The organism is Bacillus pumilus, assembly GCF_009937765.1.
Classification (GTDB): Bacteria; Bacillota; Bacilli; order Bacillales; family Bacillaceae; genus Bacillus; species Bacillus pumilus_O.
Map to the genome: position 1 here is coordinate 3,714,524 of NZ_CP047089.1, position 25,574 is coordinate 3,740,097.

Sequence of the window (25,574 nt, forward strand, 5' to 3'; positions counted from 1 at the left end):
AAATAGTAAAACATCTAATTGAAAATGCAGGTATACCAAAGGATATGATAGAGAATGTGAAAAAATAGTCAAAATATCACAAAAATCTATTCGGGAAATAATCAATGTATCTTTCGAATTTGTTTCAAAATGTAATAAAAACATTGTGTATTTTAGAGGATAAATATCTTAGATCTAAAGATTTATGTTGTGTTTTTATGTAGAAATAAGGGTTTTGAGGTCAAAAAGCCACGAAAAATACATGTATTTTCAATTAGAAAATTCATTTTAAAGTTTAGGAAATATATTGTTGACAAAATAATCTAAAAACAATATATTTGGCTTATTCCAGTCATTATGGAAGTAGTTGTTAAAATACTGATGGACTATTCGAGGCTTATTCTAGTGAGAGGTGGTGCATAAAACCAAGTCATTAGCGCTTTTAAGAGAAAAGTCTTGCTCGGAATATTTCTACTAAAACACAAGAAAACGGTCTTTTACTTGAAAAAGATATAGTAGCCGTTCTAAACAGTAGATTGAGCTTTCTACTATGATCACTTTGCAAGAGATATATAAAAGCCATTATGTTTTTGTACAGAAGAGAAAGCGGTTTCAATAAAGTCTGTGAGTTGATCGAGCGTTAAAGGAGGTGAACTCATATGAAAAAAAGAGAGAACAAGCTGATGCGCTGCAGCAATCCAATGGCTGCATATGAGGATGAATGTTGAAAAAGAAGAGTGAACATGTGGGATGCTTCTCTTCTTTTTCAGAAAACAGATTTTTCTAAAAAATCCATCTTTTATTTTAACATAAGGTTTTTGGCTTGAAAATGACCTTTACCTGAAAAGTCGATTTTAAAAAGAAGGAGGTCCTGTGATGAAAAAGGCTTTATACCATAAAGACAGTGGGTTGTATCTAGAAAAAATGCGTATGGCATTTCAAGAACATTATGAGAAAAGAACAGATATGTGGTCTACTGATCCATCTTTAACAGATGCAGCTGTAATGTCATTAAAAGCTTGGCGTTCAAGGGAAAAGAATGAACTTGCTTCTGTACTCGATATCGGATGCGGGAACGGCCGAGCACTTGAACATTTAAGCGGACTTTCCGAATATGTCGGGATCGACCTGTATGAGCATGAGGATTGGGAAGGATTACAGAAAAAAGAAACGGTCCCTGTCCATTTTGTTCATCAAGATTTTATGTCATGGTCGATGGAGCAGGGGCGAGAAATGCAGTTTGATTTAATTTTAGATCATGGCTGCTTTCATCACCAGCATCCTGATGATCATGAGCGTTATTTAAAACAGGTGTCCTCTTTGCTTCAAGAAGGCGGAGTCTTCTCACTTGTTGTATGGGGAGAAGAGTGGAAAACAGGGTTAATCGGAGAAGATGGCCGTTTCCACTTTTCATTTTCAGATTCTCAGCTCGGAGAAAGAATTTGTTCATCAGGTCTAGAGCTTGTATCGATTACACCATTAAAAGCAAAAGCTGGCATAAGCCAGCACCATGTCATTGCCGTCAAAATCTAGTACAAAGGTGAACGATCAAACGAAGCAGAGGTGTTCATTGTAAGAAAGAGCATATGCGCATCATGGAAGAGCAAGGCGTGATGAACCAAGATTTCTGCTCCTTTGTACTGGAAAAGACCTAGATTGAACTATCGCTAGAATAGGTGGAAGCAAGGTCTGAACGATGAGAGAAAACGCATATCCAAGTTCTTTTAAGCCATGAGTGCTGACACATATTCATCACTCCATCACTGCGCTACCTGAGTCGATTTGGGTGCAGCGATGATTAGGGGGGAGACAAATGAATAAATTTGTAGATGAATTACAATCAATGATTCATCATTTTACCTTTCAAGAAAAAAACTATTTGCTCGTGGGGCCAGTGAATCTGCCAATCTCCATTCAACATGAAGAAGTGCCATTTAAATGGTATGCCTTCGCACCAGTTGAAGGGGAGACAAAACCAACGATCGAATCTATTGTCAAAATGAGTACCGCGCAGCAAACCTTTTCGTCTTGTCTCTTATTTGGCGACTTTGAAAATGAAATGCCGCCGCTTGTGCGAATTCATAGTGTTTGCCAAACAGGGGATGTGTTTGGGTCATTGAAATGTGACTGCGGTCCACAGCTTGCGTTATCGCTGAAGAAAATCACTGATTACGGAAAAGGCATGCTTGTCTATATGGCCAATCAAGAAGGGCGGTCAATTGGGCTGATGGCGAAAGCATTGACGTATAAATTACAGGAAATGCAGCTGGATACGTTTGAAGCCAACCGCCTGATTGGATGCGGAGATGACGACCGGCATTACGAAGAGGCAGCGGCTGTTCTGCACTATTTAAACAAAGGGAAACCAATGCATCTCCTAACGAACAATCCAGATAAAGTCGACTCTATTGCTGCCTACGGCCTGCCTGTTTTGCGGTTTGATCATACCGTCGAAGCCTCTCTCTATAATGAAGCCTATTTAAAAGCAAAAGCTGCCTCAGGGCATATGGTCGATGAGAAAAAATTAATTAATCAGTAGATGAGTTTACTTTAAAGAAGGCGGGAGAAAAGCGTGAAACCTGAAATCAATTGGATTCAAATCCCAAGCGGCTATGCAACAATCGGAAGTAATGAAGAAGATATGAAAAAGGCATCAGAATTTTGGAAGGACAAGCTTCTCAATCCAACTTACGGACGTGAGAAAAAATTTCAAAAATGGCTGTACAAAGAATTTCCATCCTATCAGCCGTATATCAATGAATTTTTCATTTCAGATACGGTTGTCACCAATGAATGGTATCAAAGCTATTGTGATGAAACAGGCCAATCGTACCCGGAGAGCTTAACGAATCAAGAACTCGGTGGAGGGAAAGATCATCCGGCGTGGGGCATGGAGATCGAGGAAGCCTTCTCATTCTGTCAGTGGCTGAGCGGTAAACTCGGGATAGACGTGTCGATTCCTACGGAAGAAGAATGGGAATATGCTGCACGGGGTAATACGAGAAATCAATATCCTTGGGGAGATGAGTTTGACCCTTCTTACTGTAATACGTACGAATCAAATATCGAAAAAACGACGCCTGTTCGCCATTACGAAAAGGGAAGATCCTTATTCGGACTTTATGATATGGGGGGCAACATCGAGGAATGGGTCAACACCAAATATCATGTGTACGAAGGCGGCATTGAGGTTGTAGATGATTTAACGGAGACGCTAGGCAGTGATTACTACATTTTAAAAGGCGGCTCCTTTGCAAGAGGCGGGGATTTATGCAGAGTCGCCAGAAGACATGGGAAGCATCCAGACCCCGTTTTTCGATTTACTGGCTTTCGTGTAATGACTCGTCAAAAACAACATATAAAGGTGGGAGTGTAAAACTATGCATAGAGGACCAATTACATCTGTTTTATCAACTCAGCAGGATCAAATTGTTTACACTGGCGGCTATGACCGCTGTATATATCAGTGGAACCGAGCGACAGGAGAAGGGACGTTTATTGGAAGTCACGAGCATATCATTAACTCTTTGTCTCTTTCTGAAAATGGAAAGTACTTAGCTAGTGCTTCGTCAGACTACACCATTCAATTGTATGATACAGGCACACATACCCACATTCGCACCTTGTTTGGTCATGCTGATGATGTAGAAGCCGTTGCTTTTGCGAAGCAGGATACGTTGCTAGTCTCGGTGTCCAGAGATAGAAGATGCTTAGTCTGGGATATCGAAACAGGAGCCATCCTAAGAGAATTCCATGGACATAGCAAAGATGTATTAGCGGTATGGATACATGGCGATAAAGCTTATACAACAGGTGATGACGGCTATGTTCTTGTGTGGCTGTATGATACAGGAGAAATTGTAGGGGAAATTGGTCCGTTTGATTATGAGCTTGACACAATCAGCGGCAGCAATCAAAAAGAAGTGTTCGCTCTTGGCAGAGACGATGGCACCGTCATTATTTATGATGCGGTGACGTTACAGGAGAAAAAAATCATCAAAGCTCATTTACAGGGCGTCAAACGGGTGAACTTTTCTCCAAGCGGCAATTACTTGCTGACAGCGGGATATGACCATTTAATTAAGCTGTGGAATTACGAAACAGGGGATTTAGTCGATACGCTTCTACCTCATAAATATCAGTGGGAGCGCTCGCTTGTCTGGACGGAAGATGAGAAATCCATCCTAGGAGCCAGCTTTGGAAAAACGTATTGTGAATGGTCTATTGAAAAAGGAAAAGTGGTATCAGATGAGATTGAAATGGCGACACCATCTATTAATGATATTGCGCTGACTGATGCGGGAGATATCATCACAGCATCGGATGATGGAAAATTTAGAAAGAACGGGATTGAAATTGCTAAATCGACAGGCGTTTTAACAAATGGAGTGGCTGTCGCACGAGATGGAAGCTATTATGCGTGGGGAGATCATGCAAGTCAGTTGCATATTGTTCATGAATCATTAAAGCAAATGGTTTCATTTGATCTCAATACAGGACCGGTCAACAGTGTGTATTTTCATGAGGAGGACCGGCAATTTTATATTGGAACTTACGGCGGTTATGTGCATGTTATTTCGACAGAGCATTTAAAGGAAATGGGCCGATCCAAAGCACACGATTGTGCTGTGAAGGCATTAAAAGTAGAAGGAGATCATATCATCACAGCTGCGGTAGAAGGAACCATCTGTCTTTTAGATAAGAAGAGCTTGTCTTTAAAAGCGAAATATATCGGGGCGACAGAGCTGTTAAATGACGTATTCATTGATAGTAAAAGAGACCGTATTGCCATTGTCAGCCGTGACAAGAATGTGAGATTGTTTGATTTGCATACAGGGAGAATTTTAGACCAGCATAATGAACATCAGTATTCGATTAAATCGGTCTCTGTCACAGACTCTGGTTATATTGTGAGCGGAGATTATTGGGGCTATGTCGTAGTGTGGAATCCAGAGCTTGGGTTCAATACCGGTCCAATTAGAATTGCCAAGAATGGGATAAGTGCCATTAGACAATTAGGCAATGATGTATACGCAAGTTCCTATGATGGTGGAATTTATCATATTCGAGAAGATGGCACGTATACCGAAGTACTGCGCTTATTTGAACAATTTCCAAAAGAAGTAATCTCTCATTAAGAAAAAGAATGTAAGCGGGGGATTCTCATGATAAGTGTTTGCAAGGAACATATGAAAAAAGGCCTGACGGTACTCAATTGCCCGCATGTGCTCCTCATTAATAAATATGAATGTCGCAAATGCTGTTTTTGTAAACAACGAGCATCATATAAACTTTTTTATTCCTTGCCTTACTATGATCGATCTGAAAAGAAACGGATGGAAAAAATATGAGAATAGAACTCCTTCATTTCTTGAAGGAGTTCTTTCCCTTGAAAGAGAAGAAAGGAGACTCACATGAAAGACGATGTGTTTTATATGGAACTGGCGATTGCCAACGCAAAGGCAATGAAAGGACAAACCTCTCCAAACCCGCTTGTCGGTGCAGTCATTGTACAGCAAGGTGAAATTGTTGGAATGGGTGCGCACATGAAGGCGGGCGAACCTCATGCTGAAATTCATGCACTGCAAATGGCAAGAGAGAAGGCGAAGGGAGCTCATCTGTATGTGACGCTTGAACCTTGTTCACATTATGGGAAAACGGGTCCTTGCACAGAAGCGATTATCAAAAGTGGTGTGAAACGAGTAGTCATTGCGACGCAAGACCCGAATCCGCTTGTAGCAGGCAAGGGAATGACCATGTTGAAACAAGCTGGGATCGAAGTAGATGAAGGAATATGTAAACAGGAGGCAGACCGCTTAAACGTGCCTTTTTTTCATTTCATTCAATCAGACTTTCCCTACGTCATCTTAAAATCAGCCATTTCATTAGACGGTAAAATTGCCACAGCTGATCTTGAAAGCAAATGGATCACAGGAACAGAGGCGAGAAAAGAAGTGCAGCAATTACGCCAAGAAGCAGATGCTGTGATAACTGGTGTCGAAACGATTATTCAAGATGATGCAGGTCTTATTGTGAAAGATTCAAACATGACCCAGCCCATTCGCGTTATTTTAGATTCCACATTAAGGATTCCACTTCATGCGAAATGTTTAACAGATCGTAGGGCGGAAACCATTATTTGTATCTCGCGCATGTATGATCAAAAAAAGTATGAACTGCTGATAGAAAAAGGGCATCAAGTCTATATCACAAGCGGAGAGGAGCGGACAGATATTCACGACGTGTTAAGAATGCTGAAGGAACGTTCTGTCATGTCAGTTCTTGTAGAGGCTGGAGGTAGTGTGAGTGCGTCATTTTTAGAAGCATCCCTTGTGAACGAAGCTGTTATCTATATGGCACCTTTATTAATTGGAGGCAAGAATGCACCTACTTTTTTTGAAGGAGATGGGGTGAAAAAACTAAAAGAGGCGATCCGTCCCGCAGATGTTGAATATAGTATGGTAGGAAAAGATTTTAAAATGATGATGACATTTTAACGATGGAGAGAGGGCCTTGCACTTAAAATGCAAGACCTTTCAAATTTTTTTTATAAAAATAAAATTGTACATACACCTTTATCGATCACGATGAATACGATGGATGGGGGTGATTCTATGAGAAGATGTAAACAATGTGGAAAGACATATCCAACTCATTCGACCGACCACTACCAAAAAGGAAGCTGGTATGATGGATATAAGGATGATGGCTGGGAATGTGATAGTTGTAAGAATGGAAGACCAAGTAAGCAAGGAAAACCAGTGAAAAATCCTTGTTGCGGAAAAGATCCTTGTATTTGTGTGATTCAAGGTCCGCCAGGCGGGAGAGGAAGAAGAGGCCCAGCAGGTCCGGCGGGTGCAGTAGGTCCAGCGGGTCCAGCAGGTCCAGCAGGTCCAGCAGGCCCAACAGGCCCGGCAGGAGCAACCGGTGCCACCGGCGTAGGTTTAACTGGTATTGTGGCATTTGATCCAGCGATAGCACCTACGTATCAAGTAGGTCAAGTCGTTACATTCGAAGGAAGTACGTATGTAGTGAATACAGCGTCGCCTACAGGTACGCCAGGTACGTCACCAGATTATACATTGTTAGCATCTGCTGGTGAAACTGGTGCAACCGGCGCCACAGGAGCAACCGGTGTAACGGGTGATACGGGAGCAACAGGTATTACGGGAGCTACTGGTCTAGGTTTAACCGGTGTTGTTCCATTCGATCCAGCAGTGGCTCCAACGTATCCAGTAGGCCAAGTGGTTACGTATCCAACAGGTCAATTGATGAACTATGAAAGAGGAAACTCCCTCGTTGATACAGGAGTGCCAACATCAACGTATCTTGTCAACTCAGCACCGCCAACGGGCACACCGGATACGTCACCAGATTATACATTGTTAGCAGCTGCTGGTGAAACTGGTGCAACCGGCGCAACAGGCGATACAGGTGCGACCGGAGTCACAGGAGCAACCGGAGTAGGTTTAGACGGAGTCACAGTGTTTGATCCAGCGGTAGCTCCAACGTATCCAGTAGGTCAAGTGGTGACATATGAAGGTGGAACTTATGTTGTGAATACAGCACCACCAACAGGTACACCAGATACGTCACCAGATTATACGTTATTTCAAGTATTTCTCTCCACATCTTTTCTATGCTTTTCTCAATTTCATTTGTCGGTGCCACATACTCCTCTACTGATTGTATTTCCGGTAAAGGTAAGGCCTTTCGGTCCAACTTCCCATTTGAAGTAAGAGGTATTTTTTCCATTTCAATGATATGAGTTGGCACCATATAATGGGGAAGCCTTTCCAGAAAGTATTTCTTCCAATTAATCGTATTCTTATTAATATCCTTATGAAGTGTAATATAAGCAATTAAATTCATATCTCCTACTATGTTAATCACAGCTTCTTTTACATACGAATGTTGCAATATTAAATTTTCTATTTCTTCTATTTCAACTCTATAGCCTCGAATTTTCACTTGATTATCAATACGACCTAGAAACTCAACATTACCATCAGGTAAAAAACAGCCTAAATCTCCTGTTTTATATAAACGCGTTTTAGAATCATCAAACAAGTTTGGAATAAAATGTTTATCTGTTAACTCACTAGAATTTATATAACCTTGAGCTACTCCTCTTCCCCCTATATAAATTTCTCCTTGTATACCTCGTGGAACAGGTTTTAAATTAGAATCTAATATATATATTTGTGTATCATTTATAGGTTGTCCAATTGGTACTTTCTTTAAATTTAAAATGGAGTAATCAATTAAAAAATAAGTAGCAAAAATAGTTGTTTCTGTTGGCCCATATACATGAATTAAACGGTTTTCACCTAGTACTTTAACAGCTTTTATTACGTGCTTAATAGATGCTTTTTCTCCTCCGAACAATATATTTTTAAGGTTTTTTAAACAAGTAATGTTTAAATCTACTATTTTATTGAATAGAGCTGTTGTGATAAAAGTAATTGTAATACCTTTATTTACGATCAATTCTGATAAATAAGAAATGTTTAATAATTTATCCTCTTGAACAACTACTAGTTCTCCCCCATTTAATAAACTCGAATAAATGTCGAATGAAGAACCATCAAATGTACAATTTGACAATTGCAGAATTTTGTCCATTTCATTAATTTCTACATAATTGCTATTATAAACACGGCTAATTATATTTTGATGTGTAGTTAAAATACCTTTCGGCTTACCCGTCGATCCTGAAGTGAACATGACATACGCCAATTCATTACCGAAAATAGGTAACTGTAAATTTAATTCATTTTCTTTTTTAATATCCTCTGTATATTCATCTATATCGATTATAGTTAATTCTTTAGTATCAAGAGTTAGATCATCTTTAGTAATAAATATAGAAATTTTCGAATCTCTAACTAATTGAATTAAACGTTGTTGAGGATATGATGTGTCTACTGGTACATAGGCTGCTCCTATCTTAAGGATGGCTAGCATTCCTATATATAAATCAAAACTCCTTAACATTGAAATTCCGACTAAGTCTCCTTGACCCACACCATTATTCAAAAGAAATCGTGCAAGTTGATTAGCTCGTTTATTTAACTCATCATAAGTAAGACTCTGATCCTCAATTCTTATTGCAATTTTATTAGGAAATCTTTTAACTTGTTCTTCAAAGATTTCATGGACGCATTTATTGGTAAATTCATGATTTTTTATTTCAGAAATAGTATTTTGGGAAATTAATTCTATCTCACCAATTAATAAATTGGGATCCGATATTATCTGACTAGTTATAAACTTTATCTGATTTAAAATATCATCAATAAACTGCTCTTGATACTTTTCTCCATTAAAAATAATTTTTATTTCAAATTCATTACCAGGCAAAATCAAAATATTGAAATTATAATTGCTTTTTTCATAAACTTCAATATTTGAAACTTTAAAACCTAAGTCTTTTTGCCTGTTAAATATATTTAAATCTAAGGGATAATTTTCAAAAACAAAAATGTGATCAAAGAGTTGTCTACTCTCTAAACAATTTTGGATATCTACTATAGGAGTATAATTATATTTCTCTGAATCTAATACTCTTTTTTGAACTTCTCTCACCAAATTTTTAAAAGTTCCTTCTTGAGTTTGAATTCTAACAGGCACAGTATTTATAAATAAGCCAACCATTTTTTCTATACCACTGATTTCAGGTGATCTCCCTGAAACTACAGATCCGAAAGTCACGTCATTTGTACCATTATATCTTTGCAATAAAATACCCCATATACATTGTAGAACTGTATTTAAGGTTGCTTTTAGATCTCCAGCTAATAATTTTAAATTTCGTGTTAACTCTTCACTAAAAATGATGCTTTTCTCGGATCTTATATAAGTATGATTTTCACTTAATGAATTTTGGGCTGGTATTTGCGTATGTTGCTCAATTCCTCTTAAGTAATCTCTCCAATAATCTATAGATTCTTTATGATCTAAATTTTCTAGCCACTTAATATATTTACTATATGGGGTTGTATTATCAACATTTATTTTTTTGTTTTGAATGCTACATTTGTACATTTCAAATAAATCATTTAGGATAATTCCAAAACACCAGCCATCCATTATAATATGGTGATGACTTAGAATTAATTTAAATTTTTTCGAATCAATTTTTAAAATACTTAATCTAATCAAAGCGTCCGTTGAAAGATCAAATCCTCGCAAACGATCCTTTTCTTTAAAATCTTCTAAATATTTAACCTTTTGCTCTTTGTCCAGTTTAGAAATATCTTTATATTCTATTATATTTTTCTTATTAACCCATACAATTTGAACCGGTTTACGTAGATTGTTATAGAGAAAGTTAGTTCGTAAAACAACGTATTTTTTAATCAATCCATCAAAAGCATTCTGTATATCACTTAACGATATACCTCCTTCCAATGTCAAAGTCGTTTGTTCACAATAAAAATCTTTTTCATTAGACTCTAAATTATGATATAACATCCCTTTCTGCAAAGGTGAAAGTTCGTATATATCCTCTATATCTCTGTTATCAATCACAGCTCATCACTTCCTATAAAGTTTAAACTTCTAATTTATTGATCTCATTTAAAATTTCTTCTAGTTCAGTTGTTGACAATTTTGCACTAAAATCACTTGGAGTCGCTTCCGTTTGTTTTTTCTGGCTACAGTGTTCAATTATTTCTATTAATTGGTTTTTAAATTTTCTCAAGAGTTCTTCCATTTCCATTGTAGAATAGAAATTTTTATTAAAAATATAACTGATTTGCAGTTTATTATTGATAATTAACGCATTTATTTCTAATAGATGATCAACGACTGATAAGGGACTCATAGAATTTCCCAATGGAATAGGAGCTTCATCAAAACCATAAACATTTTGCTGATCAAATATTCCCATGTAATTAAAGATTATTTCTGGATTTACTTTAAAATCAATATTCATTTTTAATGATGGTAGTGTTAAATATTTTAGAATTCCATAACCTACTCCTTTATTAGGTATACTATTCAATGTTTCTTTAACATATTTTAAAACATCTGCTAAATCTACAGAGTTTAGTTTGAAAACACATGGATATAGCGAGGTGAACCATCCTATAGTGCGATTTAAACTATCCCCATCAATAACCGCTTCTCTTCCATGCCCCTCTAAAGTTAACGCAATATCCTTACTGTTTTTCCAATCTTTTAATATTAAAACTAAAGCAGTTATCAAAATCTGATTTAATTCGGTCCCATAGGCATTATGAACATCTTTTAGTAGAAGAGATGTGTTATATTCGTCAAATTCAATTCCAACTTTTTCATATTCTTTCAAATGAAATTTTCGATTCGCGTTTCTATTGTCTAAAAACAAGGACATTTCTTTTTCAATATTTGTCCAATAACTTAATTCCTTTATCAGTTCATTGCTATTAGCATATTTCTGTAGTTTCTCACTCCAAGTCTTATAAGATAGCATTTTTTTAGGTAATTTAATGGTACAAGAACTATTTATAGATAGTCGATTATATATTGTATTTAAATCTTCAATTAAAATTCTCCAAGAAACACCATCTATAATTATGTGATGAATAATAATTAATAAGTAACTTTCAGATTTAGTGTTAAATATAGTAACATTTATTAATGGTCCTTTTTCAAGGTTCAATTCGCTTTGTAACTGGTTAACCCCATTTTTTATTTTTAACATTATATTTTCACTCAATGTTAAATCAACAGTGTTTAATTTGAAGTGCTTCTTACTAGTATCTTGTATAATTAATTCCTTTTCTTTTGTAACTTTCATTCTTAATACGTCATGATGTTTTACTAACTGTTCAAAAGTTTGCTCAACAAGACTAGGTATCCAACCTTCTTTACTTGTTAGTAACATTGTTTGATTCCAATGATGTGGCTCATCCATATCTTTCTCAAAAAACCATTCATGGATAGGTGGTCTGGGGACTTTACCTACTACTTCATGGTTTTCTTCAGTAGGATTTTCTATTTTTTGAAGTTTCGCACTGATTTTAAATATTGTTTGGTTTTCAAATACATCCTTTACAGAGAGTTTATAATTATTTTGATAAAGCCTCGATATTACTTGCATTGCTTTTATTGAATCTCCACCCAAATCGATAAAATTATCATGTATTCCTATGTTCCTAACCATTAATACTTCTTCCCAAATTTGAACCAACATTCTTTCAATCGGAGAAATAGACTTATTTTCTGGCTTTCTCTCTTTAACACCTCTATTTATCTCTAGTAAAGCCGCCTTATCCACTTTACCATTTTTTGTAAGTGGCATCTGTTTCACTTCTGTAAGACTAGTGGGAACCATATAGTTTGGTAAGTGATTATGCAAATAATTACGTAATCGCTCACTAGTGATTTTTTCATTAGGAACAAAATATGCTGATAATATCATACGGTCTTTTTGAATTTCATCAGCAATAACTACAACTTCTTTAACTAAATTTTTGGCTAACATAAAATTTTCAATTTCTTCAGGCTCTATACGATATCCTCGTATCTTGACTTGTTTGTCTATTCTTCCTAAATAATCTATGTCACCATTCGGAAGCCATCGAGCCAGATCGCCTGTTTTATACATTTTTTCTCCTGGAATGAATGGATTTTGTATAAATTTTTCTTCTGTCAGTTCTGGTAAATTCCAGTAACCACGTGCTAACCCTTCTCCTCCAATACATAGTTCGCCAGGTACACCTATAGGTTGTAAGTTGTAGTTTTTATCGACAATATATATTTTTTTATTTGGTAGAGGTCTTCCAATTGGTGGCTTTTCCATATCTGACCTGCATGTTGCAACTGTAGAACCGACAGTAGCTTCGGTTGGCCCATATGCATTAATAAATGTTCTATTTTCCCCCCATTTTTTTATTAGATCAGGCGTACACATTTCTCCTGCTGTAATAATAGTTTTAAGAGCAGGTAAATCTTTATGTGGAAGAACCCTTAACATTGACGGAGGAAAAACAATAGACTCGATTTTCTTTTCTTCTATCCACTTTGTAAATTCATTTCCCGAAAGGACAAGTTCATTAGATACTATATAAAGAGTAGCCCCACTTAAAAGAGTAGGGAAAATTTCACCTACTGCGGCATCAAAACTAAAAGAAGAAAATTGTAATACATGGCTTCCTGCTAAAATTCCATAAATTCTACCCACCAAACAAAAATTTGTTACACTTTTATGCTCAACCATAACACCCTTAGGTTTTCCTGTGGTTCCAGAAGTATAGATAAGATAGGCTAAATCTGTGGACTCATTAATCTCTTCGAGATTCGTCCTAGGATTCTCTTTTAATGTTAAATCATCAATTTTCACAATTTCGCCAGAAAATGTTTCCGGGACGCTTATATTCCCATGGGTCAATACATATTTCGCACCACTATCCTGAAGCATATACTCAATTCGTTCACTTGGATAAGTAGGATCGAGAGGTAAATAAGCTCCACCTGCTTTTAGTACACCTAATACTCCCACAATCATCTCAACTGATCGTTCTGTCATAATGCCAATAAAATCTTCTCGTTTTACTCCTTTTTCTCTTAACTTATGGGCTAGTTGATTCGCTTTCTCGTTTAACTCTTGATAAGTTAATTCATTTTCTTCAAATACAACAGCTTTTGTTTCAGGAGATTTCTTAACTTGTTCTTCAAATTGAAACTGAAGTGTTTTATCACGTGAATAATCTACTTCATATTGATTAAATTTATTTAAAATTTTATGCTCATCATCGTCAGTTATCATTTTAATATTGGATAGTTGTATATTAGGATTAGACGTAACTTTCAAAAGAATATGTTTAAAATGAACAAACATGTTTTCTATAGTACTTCTTTTAAACAGATCTGTATTATATTCCACACTTATTTGTAATGTTTCACTCTCAACAACTTCCCAAGTCATATCAAACACAGCTTTATTTAGCTCAAAGTCATATTGTTTAAATGAAAGGTCTTGTATTTCAAAGTTTTCAATATCTATATTTTGTAATGTAAACATAGTATCAAATATAGGATTTCTACTAATATCTCTAGGAATAGAAAGTTTATTTATCAATTCCTCAAGAGAATAATCACCATGTTGATAAATTTCCAGAAATTGATTTTTAAATTGAATTAATAGATTATCAAAAGTTTGTTCTTGAGAAAGTTTAGAGCGAATAGGTAAAGTATTTACAAACATCCCCAACAGAGATTCAAAGTCTCTATTATAACGTCCCATCAAAGTCGTTCCAACAATAATATCCTCTTGTTCGGAATATTTAGACAACAAAACGTTATAAACAGCAAAAAGTAGCATAAATAATGTAACATTTCTACTTTTAACAAATAATTTCAAATCATTTGTCATCTCTTTGCTTATTTTAAAAATTAGCTTTCTTCCTTTAAATTGTTGTATTGGTGGTCTATGATAATCTGTAGGAAGTTTTAAGATGTGTAATTCATCTGAAAATTGCTGTAACCAAAATTCCTCCTTTTTTCTCCAATCAGTTTGATTTATTTTTAATTCGTTTTCCCAAACAGAATAATCCTTATATTGTAATTTTGGAGAAGGAATATCTTTTCCTTGATATAATAGAGATAATTCTTTTATAAGAATATTCTTAGACATTCCATCCATAATGATATGATGCATATCTAAAAGTAAGATGTGCTCATTGTCATTCAATTCAATTACACAGCCTCTTATTTGAGAAGCTTTTTCTAAAGTAAATGGCTTTATAAAATTACGAATTAGATTTAATGCTTGTTCTTCATTCTCACATTTTAGAGACAACCATTCAAAATCACCTTTAGAATGAATCTTTTGTACTAATTTATCGTTGTGCAGATGAAACGAAGTACGTAATATTTCATGTTTTTCAATAAGTTTAGTTAATGAACTTTCTAATAATTGTCCATTCAATTTACCATTAATTTTAAATATTAATGGTAAATTATAAGCGCACCCCACTCCTGGAAGTTGTTGTATTATATATAATCTCTTTTGTATAGTAGAAGCAGGATATAAACCTTGTTCCTCTACTTTTTTAATTGGTTGAAAAGAGGTATTCTCCATCTTACATATAACCCTAGCAAGGTCTTTTAAGGTAGGATAATCGAAAATTTCCTTTAAAGTGACGTTAACATTTAATACTTGTGAGATGCGAGATCTAAGTAATACGGCAGTTAAAGAATTCCCACCCATTGATATAAAGTTGTCATAAATACCAATTTTCCCAACAGATAATATCTCTTCTAAAATTTCCACTAATAATTTTTCAACAGAATTGGATGGTTCTACATAATTTTGATTTTTTATTTCAATTTCATTATATTTAATTAATGCTTCTTTATCTTTCTTTCCATTGTTTGTTAACGGGATTGACTTCACCTCTTGAAAAAATGATGGAACCATATGTCGTGGTAATCTATCTAATAAATAGAGACGTAAATTTTCACTTGAGCAATCCCCACTTTTAACATAATAGGCATGTAATGTTGCTTGCCCTTCTTTATTTTTATGATCTAGCACAACTGCTTCCATTATCTGTTTATGTTGTAGAAGACAATGTTCAATCTCACTTGGTTCGATACGATACCCTCTAATATTAATCTGGTCATCTATTCTTCCTACATAGTCTATTGAACCATCTGGAAGCCAGCGAGCTAGGTCACCTGTTCTATACATTTTTCCTTCTGGAATGAAAGGGTTTCTTACGAATTTTTCTTTCAAGTGGTGACGTCCAATGGAAGCACATATCTAGTGAATACGGCATCTCCAACAGGAACGCCAGGAACATCACCAGATTACACGTTGATAGCAGGTGCAGGGGCAACAGGAGCGACGGGTGTAGGTTTAACAGGAATTGTGCCATTCGATCCAGCATCAGCGCCTGGTTATCGAGTAGGTCAAGTGGTGACGTCCAATGGAAGCACATATCTAGTGAATACGGCATCTCCAACAGGAACGCCAGGAACATCACCAGATTACACGTTAATAGCAGGTGCAGGGGCAACAGGAGCCACCGGTTCTAGTGGAGCTACTGGTTCTAGCGGACCAACAGGTCCAACGGGAGTGACGGGTGTAGGTTTAACAGGAATTGTACCATTTGATCCAGCAGCAGCACCAGGTTATCCAGTTGGCCAAGTGGTGACGTCCAATGGAAGCACATATCTAGTGAATACGGCATCTCCAACAGGAACGCCAGGAACATCACCAGATTACACGTTAATAGCAGGTGCAGGAGCGACCGGCGCTACAGGTACAGGAGCCACGGGAGCAACAGGAGCGACCGGCGCTACAGGTACAGGAGCCACGGGAGCAACAGGAGCGACCGGCGCTACAGGTACAGGAGCCACGGGAGCAACAGGAGCGACCGGCGCTACAGGTACAGGAGCCACGGGAGCAACAGGAGCGACCGGAGCGACCGGTGCAACAGGTACAGGAGCGACCGGCGCTACAGGTCCAACGGGAGCCAGGGGAGCCACCGGTGCTACAGGCCCTACAGGAGCCACCGGTCCGCTTATTACCGCTAACAATGCACGTATTACTTCTCCAGCTATTGTGCAAGTAGGAGATGGGAATGCAGTTCCTCTTACTAACAATAATGTTATCAATGGAGCACTTATTTCTCATGTAGCAGGATCAACAGACATTACGTTAGCACCTAACCAGACTTATTACGTGACTTATGAGGCTGCAACAAATTTAGGATTTGCGAATCAAGGTACCTCAATATTAGAATTACAGCTGAATGGTGGTATATTAGGCGGTACACAAAGTGAATTTAATTTAGTAGGTTTAAGTCCTACTTTTCCCGTAAGCACCAGAGTATCACAAAGCTCATCAGCAGTGATCAATACAGGAGCTGGGGCAAATATTTTGACATTAGTTAATACTTCAGGTCATGATTTAAATGTCGAAGGAACCAATATTAATATTGTAAAACTTGCATAGTAGGGAAATTTATACAGGTGAAGCTGCTAGCCATTGTGAGCAGGAATAATTTATCACAGTAACAATTTTTCGAGTTGTAAAAGGTTAAATTAGGTATTACCCTAAGAGATTGTAGAGAAACTCAAGATTTTCTACAATCTCTTAAAGTATCTATGAACTTTAATTATTTATGAAAAAAGCCTACATACATTCTTCATATTCTGCCAAGAGGCTGTGAGGAGAACTTGTTCGTTCACATTTCGTTTTCCCCTCAGCCGGCTGTAGTGAAGCCCATGCATTTGTTTTGAATTTGCTAAGCTTCTCTTATTTATTCTTTTCTTGTTTTATATGGCACTTTTGAGGTACTTCAGTATTTAGAGCAGAAACAACTTTTCGCATATTCCTATATAGTATATGCAGGTGAGTATGGGAAACCATGTCGATTTGAAGAAGCTACGACTGCTTATCAAAGGTATTAGTAACACAACTCAAAATTCACAAAAAGGGGATTGTTGGTATGACTTTTAAAAAGTGTTTTACGATGATTGCTCTTACGGTGATTTTAGCTGCAGGAATGTATAGTGTTACAATTGATCGAAACACAACTATGATCGATCGAAATACAACTTTTCAAAACTAATAGGCAAAATTAAAACAGACCATGAAGTTTCTGTTTTTTATGCTGCTTAATCGTTGGGACAGTTTCAAGGTGGGTATTGAAACCGCTCATACAGGAAAAAAGGCAACAGCAAAGCCTGTGAAAGCAACACCTGTCAAAAATACACCATCCAAGCCAAAAGCGAGTAAACCTCTTAAAACATTTAACTTGCCATCTGGCATTATTAAAGTAACCAAGCCTTTGACAAAGGGCGCTGGAGTAAAAGCATTGCAGGAAGCTCTGGCTGCAGTGTTTTACTACCCTGATAAAGGAGCAAAAAACAACGGCGTCGATGGCTATTACGGACCGAAAACAGCGGATGCGGTCAAACGATTCCAATTGATGCATGGTCTTGTTGCCGACGGCATCTGTGGTCCAAAGACAAAAGCAGCTCTTCAAAGAGCATTGAAATAAAAATCAAGATAAAAGACCTCGCATCATTGATATTATCCCCTCTAAGTAGACAGAGTAAAAAGCCCAAGAACATATCTTGGCTGTTACACTATACTTGGAGGGGATTTTTTATGGCGAGAAAAGGACAACAATTTCAACACTATTCGAAAGAATTTAAGATGAAAGCTGTCAAAATGTACGAAGAAGGAAACAAAAGTTACCAGTCATTATCTGAAGAATTAGGTATTAGAAGTTCCACTCAGTTAAAAAGTTGGGTCAGAAAATATCGTGAGGGACAATCTTTTGAAGATCAAAGAGGTACATCAGTCAATCCGTTTAGGGGACACGTCCTAAGTCCATATTTAAAAGTGTAGAAGAAGAGATAGATTACTTAAAGGCACAGGTAGAATACTTAAAAAAGCGTTACCCAAATCTTCACGGGGAGGACGGATTTTAAAGAATGATCGGTTTGAGGCTGTTCACGAATTAAAGAGCTTTTTTCCGTTGACATGGCTCGTCTGTATCGCCAAAGTATCACGATCGGGGTACTATAAATGGCGTAAGAATCAAAAGATTCGAATGGAACGACAGCTGAAAGAACAAACCCTAAAAGAACACATCATGGCCATTCATCATTAAAGACCCTTCTATGGCTATCCTCGGGTGACAATCGCTTTAAAGAAAGAAGGATTTCACATCAACCATAAGCGTGTCTACAGGTTGATGAAAGAGATGAACATCCAATCAATCATTCGAAAAAAGCGTCGGTATTTTGGAAGAAAAGCTTCAGTTATCCATCCAAATAGATTAAACCGAAAATTTAAAACCAATCAATTCAATCAGTTATACGTAACTGATATTACCTATATCGCTTGCTAGCATCACTTCTCTTTCAGCTATACAAGATCTATATAACAATGAAATTGTCGCATGGAAACTGTCAAAACGAAATGATCTTGAATTGGTCATGGAGACATTAGAGAGTTTGACATCCCAACGGGATGTCAAAGGAGCTGTGCTTCATTCAGATCAAGGATTCCAATACACAACAAAAGCATATCAAAAGCGACTAGAAAATGTTGGTTTGAAGGGCAGTCATTCCCGAAGGGGAAACTGCCTAGATAATGCCTGTATCGAATCATTTTTCTCCCATCTCAAAACAGAGAACACTTACTTTTCTTCGTGTCAAACGGAAAAAGAGCTTCATAAAAGCATAGAAGATTACATTCAATTCTATAATCACGATAGATTCCAGAAAAAATTAAACCAGTGCGCTCCGGTAGAATATCGTCACACACTGGCAGCTTAGGCTTTTTATCATTGTATACTTGACAGGGGTAAGACCATTTTTATCTTTTTTCTTGTGGAAAGGAATAATTTATTTTAATTTCTTACAAGATAAAAATGATTTTATAAATCTTCTGTTAACCCTAGTCTTTTTAATCATTTATGTAGAGAAACAGGAGCATATTCAGATTAGTTACATAGAGTGTTTAAGGGGTGATGTTAAAATGAGAAGATGTAAACATTGTGGAAAATTATGTACATCTCATTCAGGAAATAATAAAAGAGGAAATTGGTATGGTTCGCATGAAGATTATGGTTGGGAGTGTGATAGCTGTAAGAGAGTAAGGAAAAACCCATGTTGTGGAAAGGATCCTTGTGTGTGTGTTATTCAAGGTCGACCAGGTAGGAGAGGTCCAGCCGGTCCAGCGGGTGCAGCAGGTCCAGCCGGCCCAGCAGGGGCAACAGGTGTAGGTCTAACAGGAATTGTAGCATTTGATCCAGCAGCAGCACCAGGTTATCCAGTTGGTCAAGTGGTGACGTCCAATGGAAGCACATATCTAGTGAATACGGCATCTCCAACAGGAACGCCAGGAACATCACCAGATTACACGTTGATAGCAGGTGCAGGGGCAACAGGAGCGACGGGTGTAGGTTTAACAGGAATTGTGCCATTCGATCCAGCATCAGCGCCTGGTTATCGAGTAGGTCAAGTGGTGACGTCTAATGGAAGCACATATCTAGTGAATACGGCATCTCCAACAGGAACGCCAGGAACATCACCAGATTACACGTTAATAGCAGGTGCAGGGGCAACAGGAGCCACCGGTTCTAGTGGAGCTACTGGTTCTAGCGGACCAACAGGTCCAACGGGAGCGACGGGTGTAGGTTTAACAGGAATTGTAGCATTTGATCCAGCAGCAGCACCAGGTTATCCAGTTGGCCAAGTGGTGACGTCCAATGGAAGCACATATCTAGTGAATACGGCATCTCCAACAGGAACGCCAGCAACATCACCAGATTACACGTTAATAGCAGGTGCAGGAGCCACCGGCGCAACAGGAGACACGGGTGCCACCGGAGTTACAGGTGCGACCGGCGTCACAGGTGTTACTGGAGCAACCGGTGTAACGGGTAATACCGGCGCAACAGGAGACACGGGTGCTACAGGAGTTACAGGAGCCACCGGAGATACAGGTGCGACCGGCGTCACAGGTGTTACTGGAGCAACCGGTGTAACGGGTAATACCGGCGCAACAGGAGACACGGGTGCTACAGGAGTTACAGGAGCCACCGGAGATACAGGTGCGACCGGCGTCACAGGTGCCACCGGAGCAACCGGTGTAACGGGTGTCACAGGAGCCACCGGACTTTTTTTTAGTAGTGCAATTGCAGGAGTACAGAACAACGATCAAACTGTCCCAGCAGGTGGTATAGTCAGTTTTAGTAACGTTGAAACTATAGGAACTGGAATTACGTTTAATGGAACAAATTCATTCACTCTTAATCAACCTGGTCTTTATCATGTAGAATATGATGTGAATACAGCAGAAAATTCTGGGAGTAGTGTTTTTAATTTAATTGGGAATAATAATATACTTTCAGCTATAGGTAATTCAGCAAGCGGAGGGAATATGGGAGGTGGAGCAGTAATTAGAGTGTTTCCAGGAACCCCAGTTAATGTCATCTTGCAAAATGGCTCAGTTGGAGCAAGGGATTTAGTAACAGTTCCTGGTATTGATGGGTCTGGTTCTGCTGCTAGTATACGGATTGTCAGATTTGCAGACGGACCAGTTTAAAACACTACTGAATTACTGGAAATTAAATGTAAAACAATTATTTAAGAGTTAATTCATTTAGAGTTCTATAAATAAAACTAGTATCTGTTTAGAAGATCCATTAGAAAAATCCATTTTAGAGCTTCTTTTTATTTGAACCGCCATTCTATTTTCTCTTTATCCCAAGCAAGTTCTTTTCGAGATATTAGATTTCTGACGGCTTTTTTTATAGATTTTTCGTCTTTACCTGTTTTTATTTTTAAGTCGTCATTGTGGGGTTCTTGCGGAATCTGCTCATATTATATATGATCCTGTATAGCTTCCTCTCAAGATCATTCATGAAATCACCACCGTGAACTATTTTATTTGAATATCTTTTTCATTAGTTTGCCACTTGCTTTACCCGCAGCCCGTCGCATAACTCGTTTTCCTATAGTACCTTTTTGAACGGCGTTGACGTCACCTAGGTATTTTGATGTCTTATAAAGGAATGATCTTATTTTGTTTATGTTCATTTTACGTCTGTCCATTATAAAAAACTTCCCCCAAAAAGAATACTATCATATAGTTGACTTTAAGAAGGTAGAATTTTTGTGAAATAGGAGAATGTCAGTCATATCAATACTTTAATTTGTCAAGAACGTACGTTTGGTAACGTGTTGGATTATTATTAGTAAATTGTAAATAGAGATATTGTAAAAAGCGATAGGACTCCTATACCTCTCTTATCTACAATAACCATTCAGGAGTGGTCTAAAACTTGTTTGGAAATAAAATATGGCAGAATGATGAGCAAAGACTTTCTGTTGAAGGTGGAAAGATACCGGTGCAGTTCATTTTATATATGCTAAAGGTGTTGTATATTCATTCTTTTAAACATATTCTTCACATAACTTGTGCTGGCGGTGCTATTGGCATTAATGGACAAAGGAGAAAAGAAATTCATTGACTGAATTGCATAATAATTGACTGAATCAAATATATATGAAGTGAACTATTAGTTCATGATAACTACCTATTTTAAATAAATGGGTAGTTTCTCAATTGTATTCATTTTGCATTTGAGACTTTACCATATGCCAGACAACATGTCGAACATATGGTTTCATCATAAGTCTATTTCTTATGATTTGAATAAGCGCAATAGAAGCAACCATTAAAATCAGTTTCATTCGTCATTTTTTTAGCTTCATCAATGGCGCTCTCACCACTCATGTGCAGACCAATCAATTTACGGCTTGCAGCATCACCTAAAAATGCACAATCCTCAGTATGTACAACATACTGACCTTGATCATCTTTTGTATGAATAAAATAATAACTTTTTAGCATACCATTCACCTCCAACCTGACTATCCTACTATAAAACTTCCAATGATGTAAAGATTTTTAATTAAAAATATTGCGATTTTATACTCATTCCTTTTATTTCATAAAAAGTAAAATATGTTATAAGATAAGGAGATTAAAGTTAATGAGAACAGAAAGGACTGTTAGGATTGAAAGATATGTTAACTCCTTTATTTGTCGCACTTGTCGTTGGAAGCATTTTGTATGTGATAGATGATCGGCCCGTTCATCCTTTGCTTCTATTCCTCCTCCTTTTTATTAGCATTTATGCAGTTGAAAGAATCATTCATTTTGCTTCCAATCATTTCGATAAGCAGAAAAAATAACCGCCATTTATGTCTCCGCCATACAAAAAGGACTTTCTATAGAAGAAAGTCCTCAGCTTGTAGAGAAACTCATGTTTTTCTACAGGCTTTTTTATTTTCATCGTAATTATGATGGATGAGATTTAATGAAAAAGGCCTCCCACACACCTAGCCTAGCTTCGCTAGGTGTGTGGCAATCTGTTGCACCTGCACCCGCTATCAACGTGTAATCTGGTGATGTTCCTGGCGTGCCCGTTGGAGACGCCGTATTCACGATATACGTACTTCCATTGGACGTCACAACTTGACCTACTGGATAACCTGGTGATGCTGTTGGATCGAATGGTACAATTCCTGTTAAGCCTACTCCGGTCGCTCCTGTTGGACCTGCTGGGCCGCTTGAACCAGTCGCTCCACTAGTACCTGTGGCTCCTGTTGCACCTGCACCCGCTATCAACGTGTAATCTGGTGATGTTCCTGGCGTGCCCGTTGGAGACGCCGTATTCACGATATACGTACTTCCATTGGACGTCACAACTTGACCTACTGGATAACCTGGTGCTGCTGTTGGATCAAATGGCACAATTCCTGTTAAACCTACACCGGTCGCTCCTGTTGGACCTGTTGGGCCGCTTGAACCAGTCGCTCCACTAGTACCTGTGGCTCCTGTTGCACCTGCACCCGCTATCAACGTGTAATCTGGTGATGTTCCTGGCGTGCCCGTTGGAGGCGCCGTATTCACTAGATACGTGCTTCCATTGAACGTCACCGCTCTACCCACTGGATAACCTGGTGCTGATGCTGGATCGAATGGCACAATTCCTGTTAGTCCTACTCCAGTCGCTCCTGTTGGACCCGTGGCTCCTGTGGATCCTGTACCTGTTGCACCGGTAGCTCCTGTAGCACCCACACCCGCTATCAATGTATAATCTGGTGATGTTCCTGGCGTGCCTGTTGGAGACGCCCTATTCACGATATACGTGCTTCCATTGGACGTCACCACTTGACCCACTGGATAACCTGGTGCTGATGCTGGATCAAATGCTACAATTCCTGTTAAACCTACACCCGTCGCTCCCGTTGGACCTGTTGGTCCGCTAGAACCAGTAGCTCCACTAGAACCAGTAGCTCCACTAGAACCGGTGGCTCCTGTTGCACCTGCACCTGCTATTAACGTATAATCTGGTGATGTTCCTGGCGTGCCTGTTGGAGGCGCCGTATTCACTAGATATGTGCTTCCATTGGACGTCACCACTTGACCTACTCGATAACCAGGCGCTGATGCTGGATCGAATGGCACAATTCCTGTCAAACCTACACCCGTCGCTCCTGTTGCCCCTGCACCTGCTATCAACGTGTAATCTGGTGATGTTCCTGGCGTTCCTGTTGGAGATGCCGTATTCACTAGATATGTGCTTCCATTGGACGTCACCACTTGACCTACTCGATAACCTGATGCTGATGCTGGATCAAATGCTACAATTCCTGTTAGACCTACACCTGTCGCTCCTGTTGCCCCTGCTGGGCCGGCTGGACCTGCTGCACCCGCCGGGCCGGCTGGACCTCTCCTACCTGGTCGACCTTGAATAACACACACACACGGATCCTTTCCACAACATGGGTTTTTCCTTACTCTCTTACAGCTATCACACTCCCAACCGTAATCTTCATGCGAGTCATACCAACTTCCTCTTTTATTAGATGGACATGATTTTCCGCAATGTCTACATCTTTTCATAAGATCACCTCAAGGCCATACTATTAAATAATATGATTTTGGTTCTGATCAATTAACCCTCATTATGTTGATTTAGACATTTTATTATTGATTAGTATGTATAATGTTCTTTTTCTTATATAGTTTATTTCTTTATTATTAAGGATCATATCTAAAATATGTAATCGTTATTTGGAGAGAGCCCGATTATAGTAAGAACACCTGAATTATTATCCTTCAATTTATCAAATGGATAATAATCATTAAATTGTAGGCTTTTATCCTTTAATTTCTAGATAATTGATTCATACATGTTTCTTAGCAACTGATTATCTGATTCCCTAAAATGAGCAATTTCATGTATTCTTTTTGGATCTTCATCAATTGCTTGAACAAATTTAGTTATAGCTTTATTCGCTGAATCATTCATAGCGCCCGAGAATTCTTTTAGTGAACCTGAATACGTTGAGAGCGAATTCGAGTATAGATGATCATACCCTTCTATGATTTTATAATCTCTAATGAGACTGTCAGATAATTTATTTCTAAAGCTATTTTCATCATAAATGTCTTTACTGATATGGAAACCACCATGTAAATAGTGAACCTCCATATTTGTTAACAATTCTATATTTTTATCATAATTAGTTGTAAATATCTCATCAAACTGTGAAAACCAATTCATTAATCCTTTTGGATATAAATGGAACAATTAGTTAATATCACCATTATTATTTATAGAATCCAGGAAAAAACATTTAAGTGCTTCTTGAAAATTAAATTTTTCTGGATTCGTTATATGATTATACCTACAAAAAAACTCATGATGCATAAAAATAGTCTTCAAAACCTATTTGGTAGTATCTCAGTTTCCTTTATGGAATCTATATCTTTGTATAAAATTACGTAATTCTGCTTCTTCCCTTTTTCCTATATGTATTTGAATTTTACTTCTTATTATTTTCGAACTAAATGCATAGAGTCTTTCAAAATATTCTTTTATTTCATAAGGATAAATATCTTCAGGAAAGTTTCCTTCTTCAATATTTTTTATCGCCCTATCTATTATATTTCTATTTGTGTATTCAACACCACCAAATTGAATACTTATTCTTTTTCCAACTAATACAATACTTCTCAATAATTTCTTCCCCTTTCTTATTTAATACAATAATTTCAC

Annotated in this window: 13 protein-coding genes and 6 pseudogenes; 12 read left to right on the plus strand and 7 right to left on the minus strand. The window is 37.7% G+C overall.

The annotated features are described in order from the left end of the window. The first annotated feature begins 855 nt into the window (after window positions 1-855). The 6 genes and pseudogenes from GPS65_RS18770 to GPS65_RS19525 all read left to right on the plus strand — a co-directional run. On the plus strand, window positions 856-1,512 hold the full coding sequence (locus GPS65_RS18770) for a class I SAM-dependent methyltransferase (protein ID WP_012009235.1): 657 nt from the start codon (window positions 856-858) through the stop codon (window positions 1,510-1,512). A gap of 280 nt (window positions 1,513-1,792) precedes the next feature. Further along, window positions 1,793-2,518, plus strand: coding sequence for a GTP cyclohydrolase II (locus GPS65_RS18775; RefSeq protein WP_012009236.1), 726 nt, complete (start codon window positions 1,793-1,795; stop codon window positions 2,516-2,518). 33 nt (window positions 2,519-2,551) lie between these two features. After that, the gene (locus tag GPS65_RS18780) at window positions 2,552-3,355 is read left to right on the plus strand and encodes a formylglycine-generating enzyme family protein (RefSeq protein WP_041815264.1); all 804 of its coding nucleotides are present in this window, start codon (window positions 2,552-2,554) and stop codon (window positions 3,353-3,355) included. A gap of 4 nt (window positions 3,356-3,359) precedes the next feature. Continuing rightward, window positions 3,360-5,117 (plus strand): WD40 repeat domain-containing protein, encoded by a 1,758-nt coding sequence (locus GPS65_RS18785; RefSeq protein WP_012009237.1) that lies wholly within the window; start codon window positions 3,360-3,362, stop codon window positions 5,115-5,117. A gap of 276 nt (window positions 5,118-5,393) precedes the next feature. After that, window positions 5,394-6,476: a bifunctional diaminohydroxyphosphoribosylaminopyrimidine deaminase/5-amino-6-(5-phosphoribosylamino)uracil reductase RibD gene (gene ribD, locus GPS65_RS18790; protein WP_144473324.1), complete on the plus strand. Its 1,083-nt coding sequence runs from the start codon at window positions 5,394-5,396 to the stop codon at window positions 6,474-6,476. 27 nt (window positions 6,477-6,503) lie between these two features. Continuing rightward, window positions 6,504-7,463 (plus strand): annotated as a pseudogene (locus GPS65_RS19525) (exosporium glycoprotein BclB-related protein); the annotation flags it as partial. On the opposite strand, the gene GPS65_RS18800 reads toward GPS65_RS19525, so the two are convergent. Both GPS65_RS18800 and GPS65_RS18805 read right to left on the minus strand, forming a co-directional pair. Next, window positions 7,459-10,512 carry a non-ribosomal peptide synthetase gene (locus GPS65_RS18800; protein ID WP_161985469.1) on the minus strand — a complete coding sequence of 1,018 codons (3,054 nt, stop codon included), beginning with the start codon at window positions 10,510-10,512 and terminating at the stop codon, window positions 7,459-7,461. The pseudogene GPS65_RS19525 and the gene GPS65_RS18800 overlap by 5 nt on opposite strands. Window positions 10,513-10,534: 22 nt before the next feature. Next, window positions 10,535-15,706 carry a non-ribosomal peptide synthetase gene (locus GPS65_RS18805; protein WP_161985470.1) on the minus strand — a complete coding sequence of 1,724 codons (5,172 nt, stop codon included), beginning with the start codon at window positions 15,704-15,706 and terminating at the stop codon, window positions 10,535-10,537. 30 nt (window positions 15,707-15,736) lie between these two features. On the opposite strand from GPS65_RS18805, the gene GPS65_RS19685 reads away from it, so the two are divergent. The 4 genes and pseudogenes from GPS65_RS19685 to GPS65_RS19690 form a co-directional block, all read left to right on the plus strand. Then, complete coding sequence (locus GPS65_RS19685; protein WP_274379573.1) at window positions 15,737-16,930, plus strand: hypothetical protein; 1,194 nt, start codon at window positions 15,737-15,739, stop codon at window positions 16,928-16,930. Window positions 16,931-17,591: 661 nt separating this feature from the next. Beyond that, window positions 17,592-17,981, plus strand: a pseudogene (locus tag GPS65_RS18815) (peptidoglycan-binding domain-containing protein); the annotation flags it as partial. A gap of 110 nt (window positions 17,982-18,091) precedes the next feature. Beyond that, window positions 18,092-19,269, plus strand: a pseudogene (locus GPS65_RS18820) (IS3 family transposase). 202 nt (window positions 19,270-19,471) lie between these two features. Further along, window positions 19,472-20,680 (plus strand): annotated as a pseudogene (locus GPS65_RS19690) (exosporium glycoprotein BclB-related protein); the annotation flags it as partial. Window positions 20,681-21,171: 491 nt separating this feature from the next. On the opposite strand, the pseudogene GPS65_RS19540 reads toward GPS65_RS19690, so the two are convergent. Next, window positions 21,172-21,362, minus strand: a pseudogene (locus GPS65_RS19540) (hypothetical protein). A gap of 420 nt (window positions 21,363-21,782) precedes the next feature. On the opposite strand from GPS65_RS19540, the gene GPS65_RS18830 reads away from it, so the two are divergent. Further along, window positions 21,783-21,971 (plus strand): hypothetical protein, encoded by a 189-nt coding sequence (locus GPS65_RS18830; protein WP_144459692.1) that lies wholly within the window; start codon window positions 21,783-21,785, stop codon window positions 21,969-21,971. A 167-nt stretch (window positions 21,972-22,138) separates the two neighbouring features. Here the strand turns inward: GPS65_RS18830 and GPS65_RS18835 are convergent, their stop codons facing one another. Further along, window positions 22,139-22,354 carry a hypothetical protein gene (locus tag GPS65_RS18835; RefSeq protein WP_144458578.1) on the minus strand — a complete coding sequence of 72 codons (216 nt, stop codon included), beginning with the start codon at window positions 22,352-22,354 and terminating at the stop codon, window positions 22,139-22,141. A gap of 176 nt (window positions 22,355-22,530) precedes the next feature. Between GPS65_RS18835 and GPS65_RS18840 the strand changes: the two genes are divergently transcribed. Continuing rightward, window positions 22,531-22,698, plus strand: a complete 168-nt coding sequence (locus GPS65_RS18840; RefSeq protein WP_161985290.1) for a hypothetical protein — start codon at window positions 22,531-22,533, stop codon at window positions 22,696-22,698. 298 nt (window positions 22,699-22,996) lie between these two features. Here GPS65_RS18840 and GPS65_RS18845 read toward each other — a convergent pair. The 3 genes and pseudogenes from GPS65_RS18845 to GPS65_RS18855 all read right to left on the minus strand — a co-directional run. Next, window positions 22,997-24,415 (minus strand): annotated as a pseudogene (locus tag GPS65_RS18845) (exosporium glycoprotein BclB-related protein); the annotation flags it as partial. Window positions 24,416-24,686: 271 nt separating this feature from the next. Further along, entirely contained in the window at window positions 24,687-25,106 is a 420-nt protein-coding gene (locus GPS65_RS18850) for a hypothetical protein (protein ID WP_144497077.1), read from the minus strand. Window positions 25,107-25,259: 153 nt separating this feature from the next. Beyond that, a complete protein-coding gene (locus tag GPS65_RS18855; RefSeq protein WP_144458581.1) occupies window positions 25,260-25,535 on the minus strand; it encodes a hypothetical protein in 276 nt (91 codons plus the stop codon). Between the last annotated feature and the right edge of the window lie 39 nt (window positions 25,536-25,574).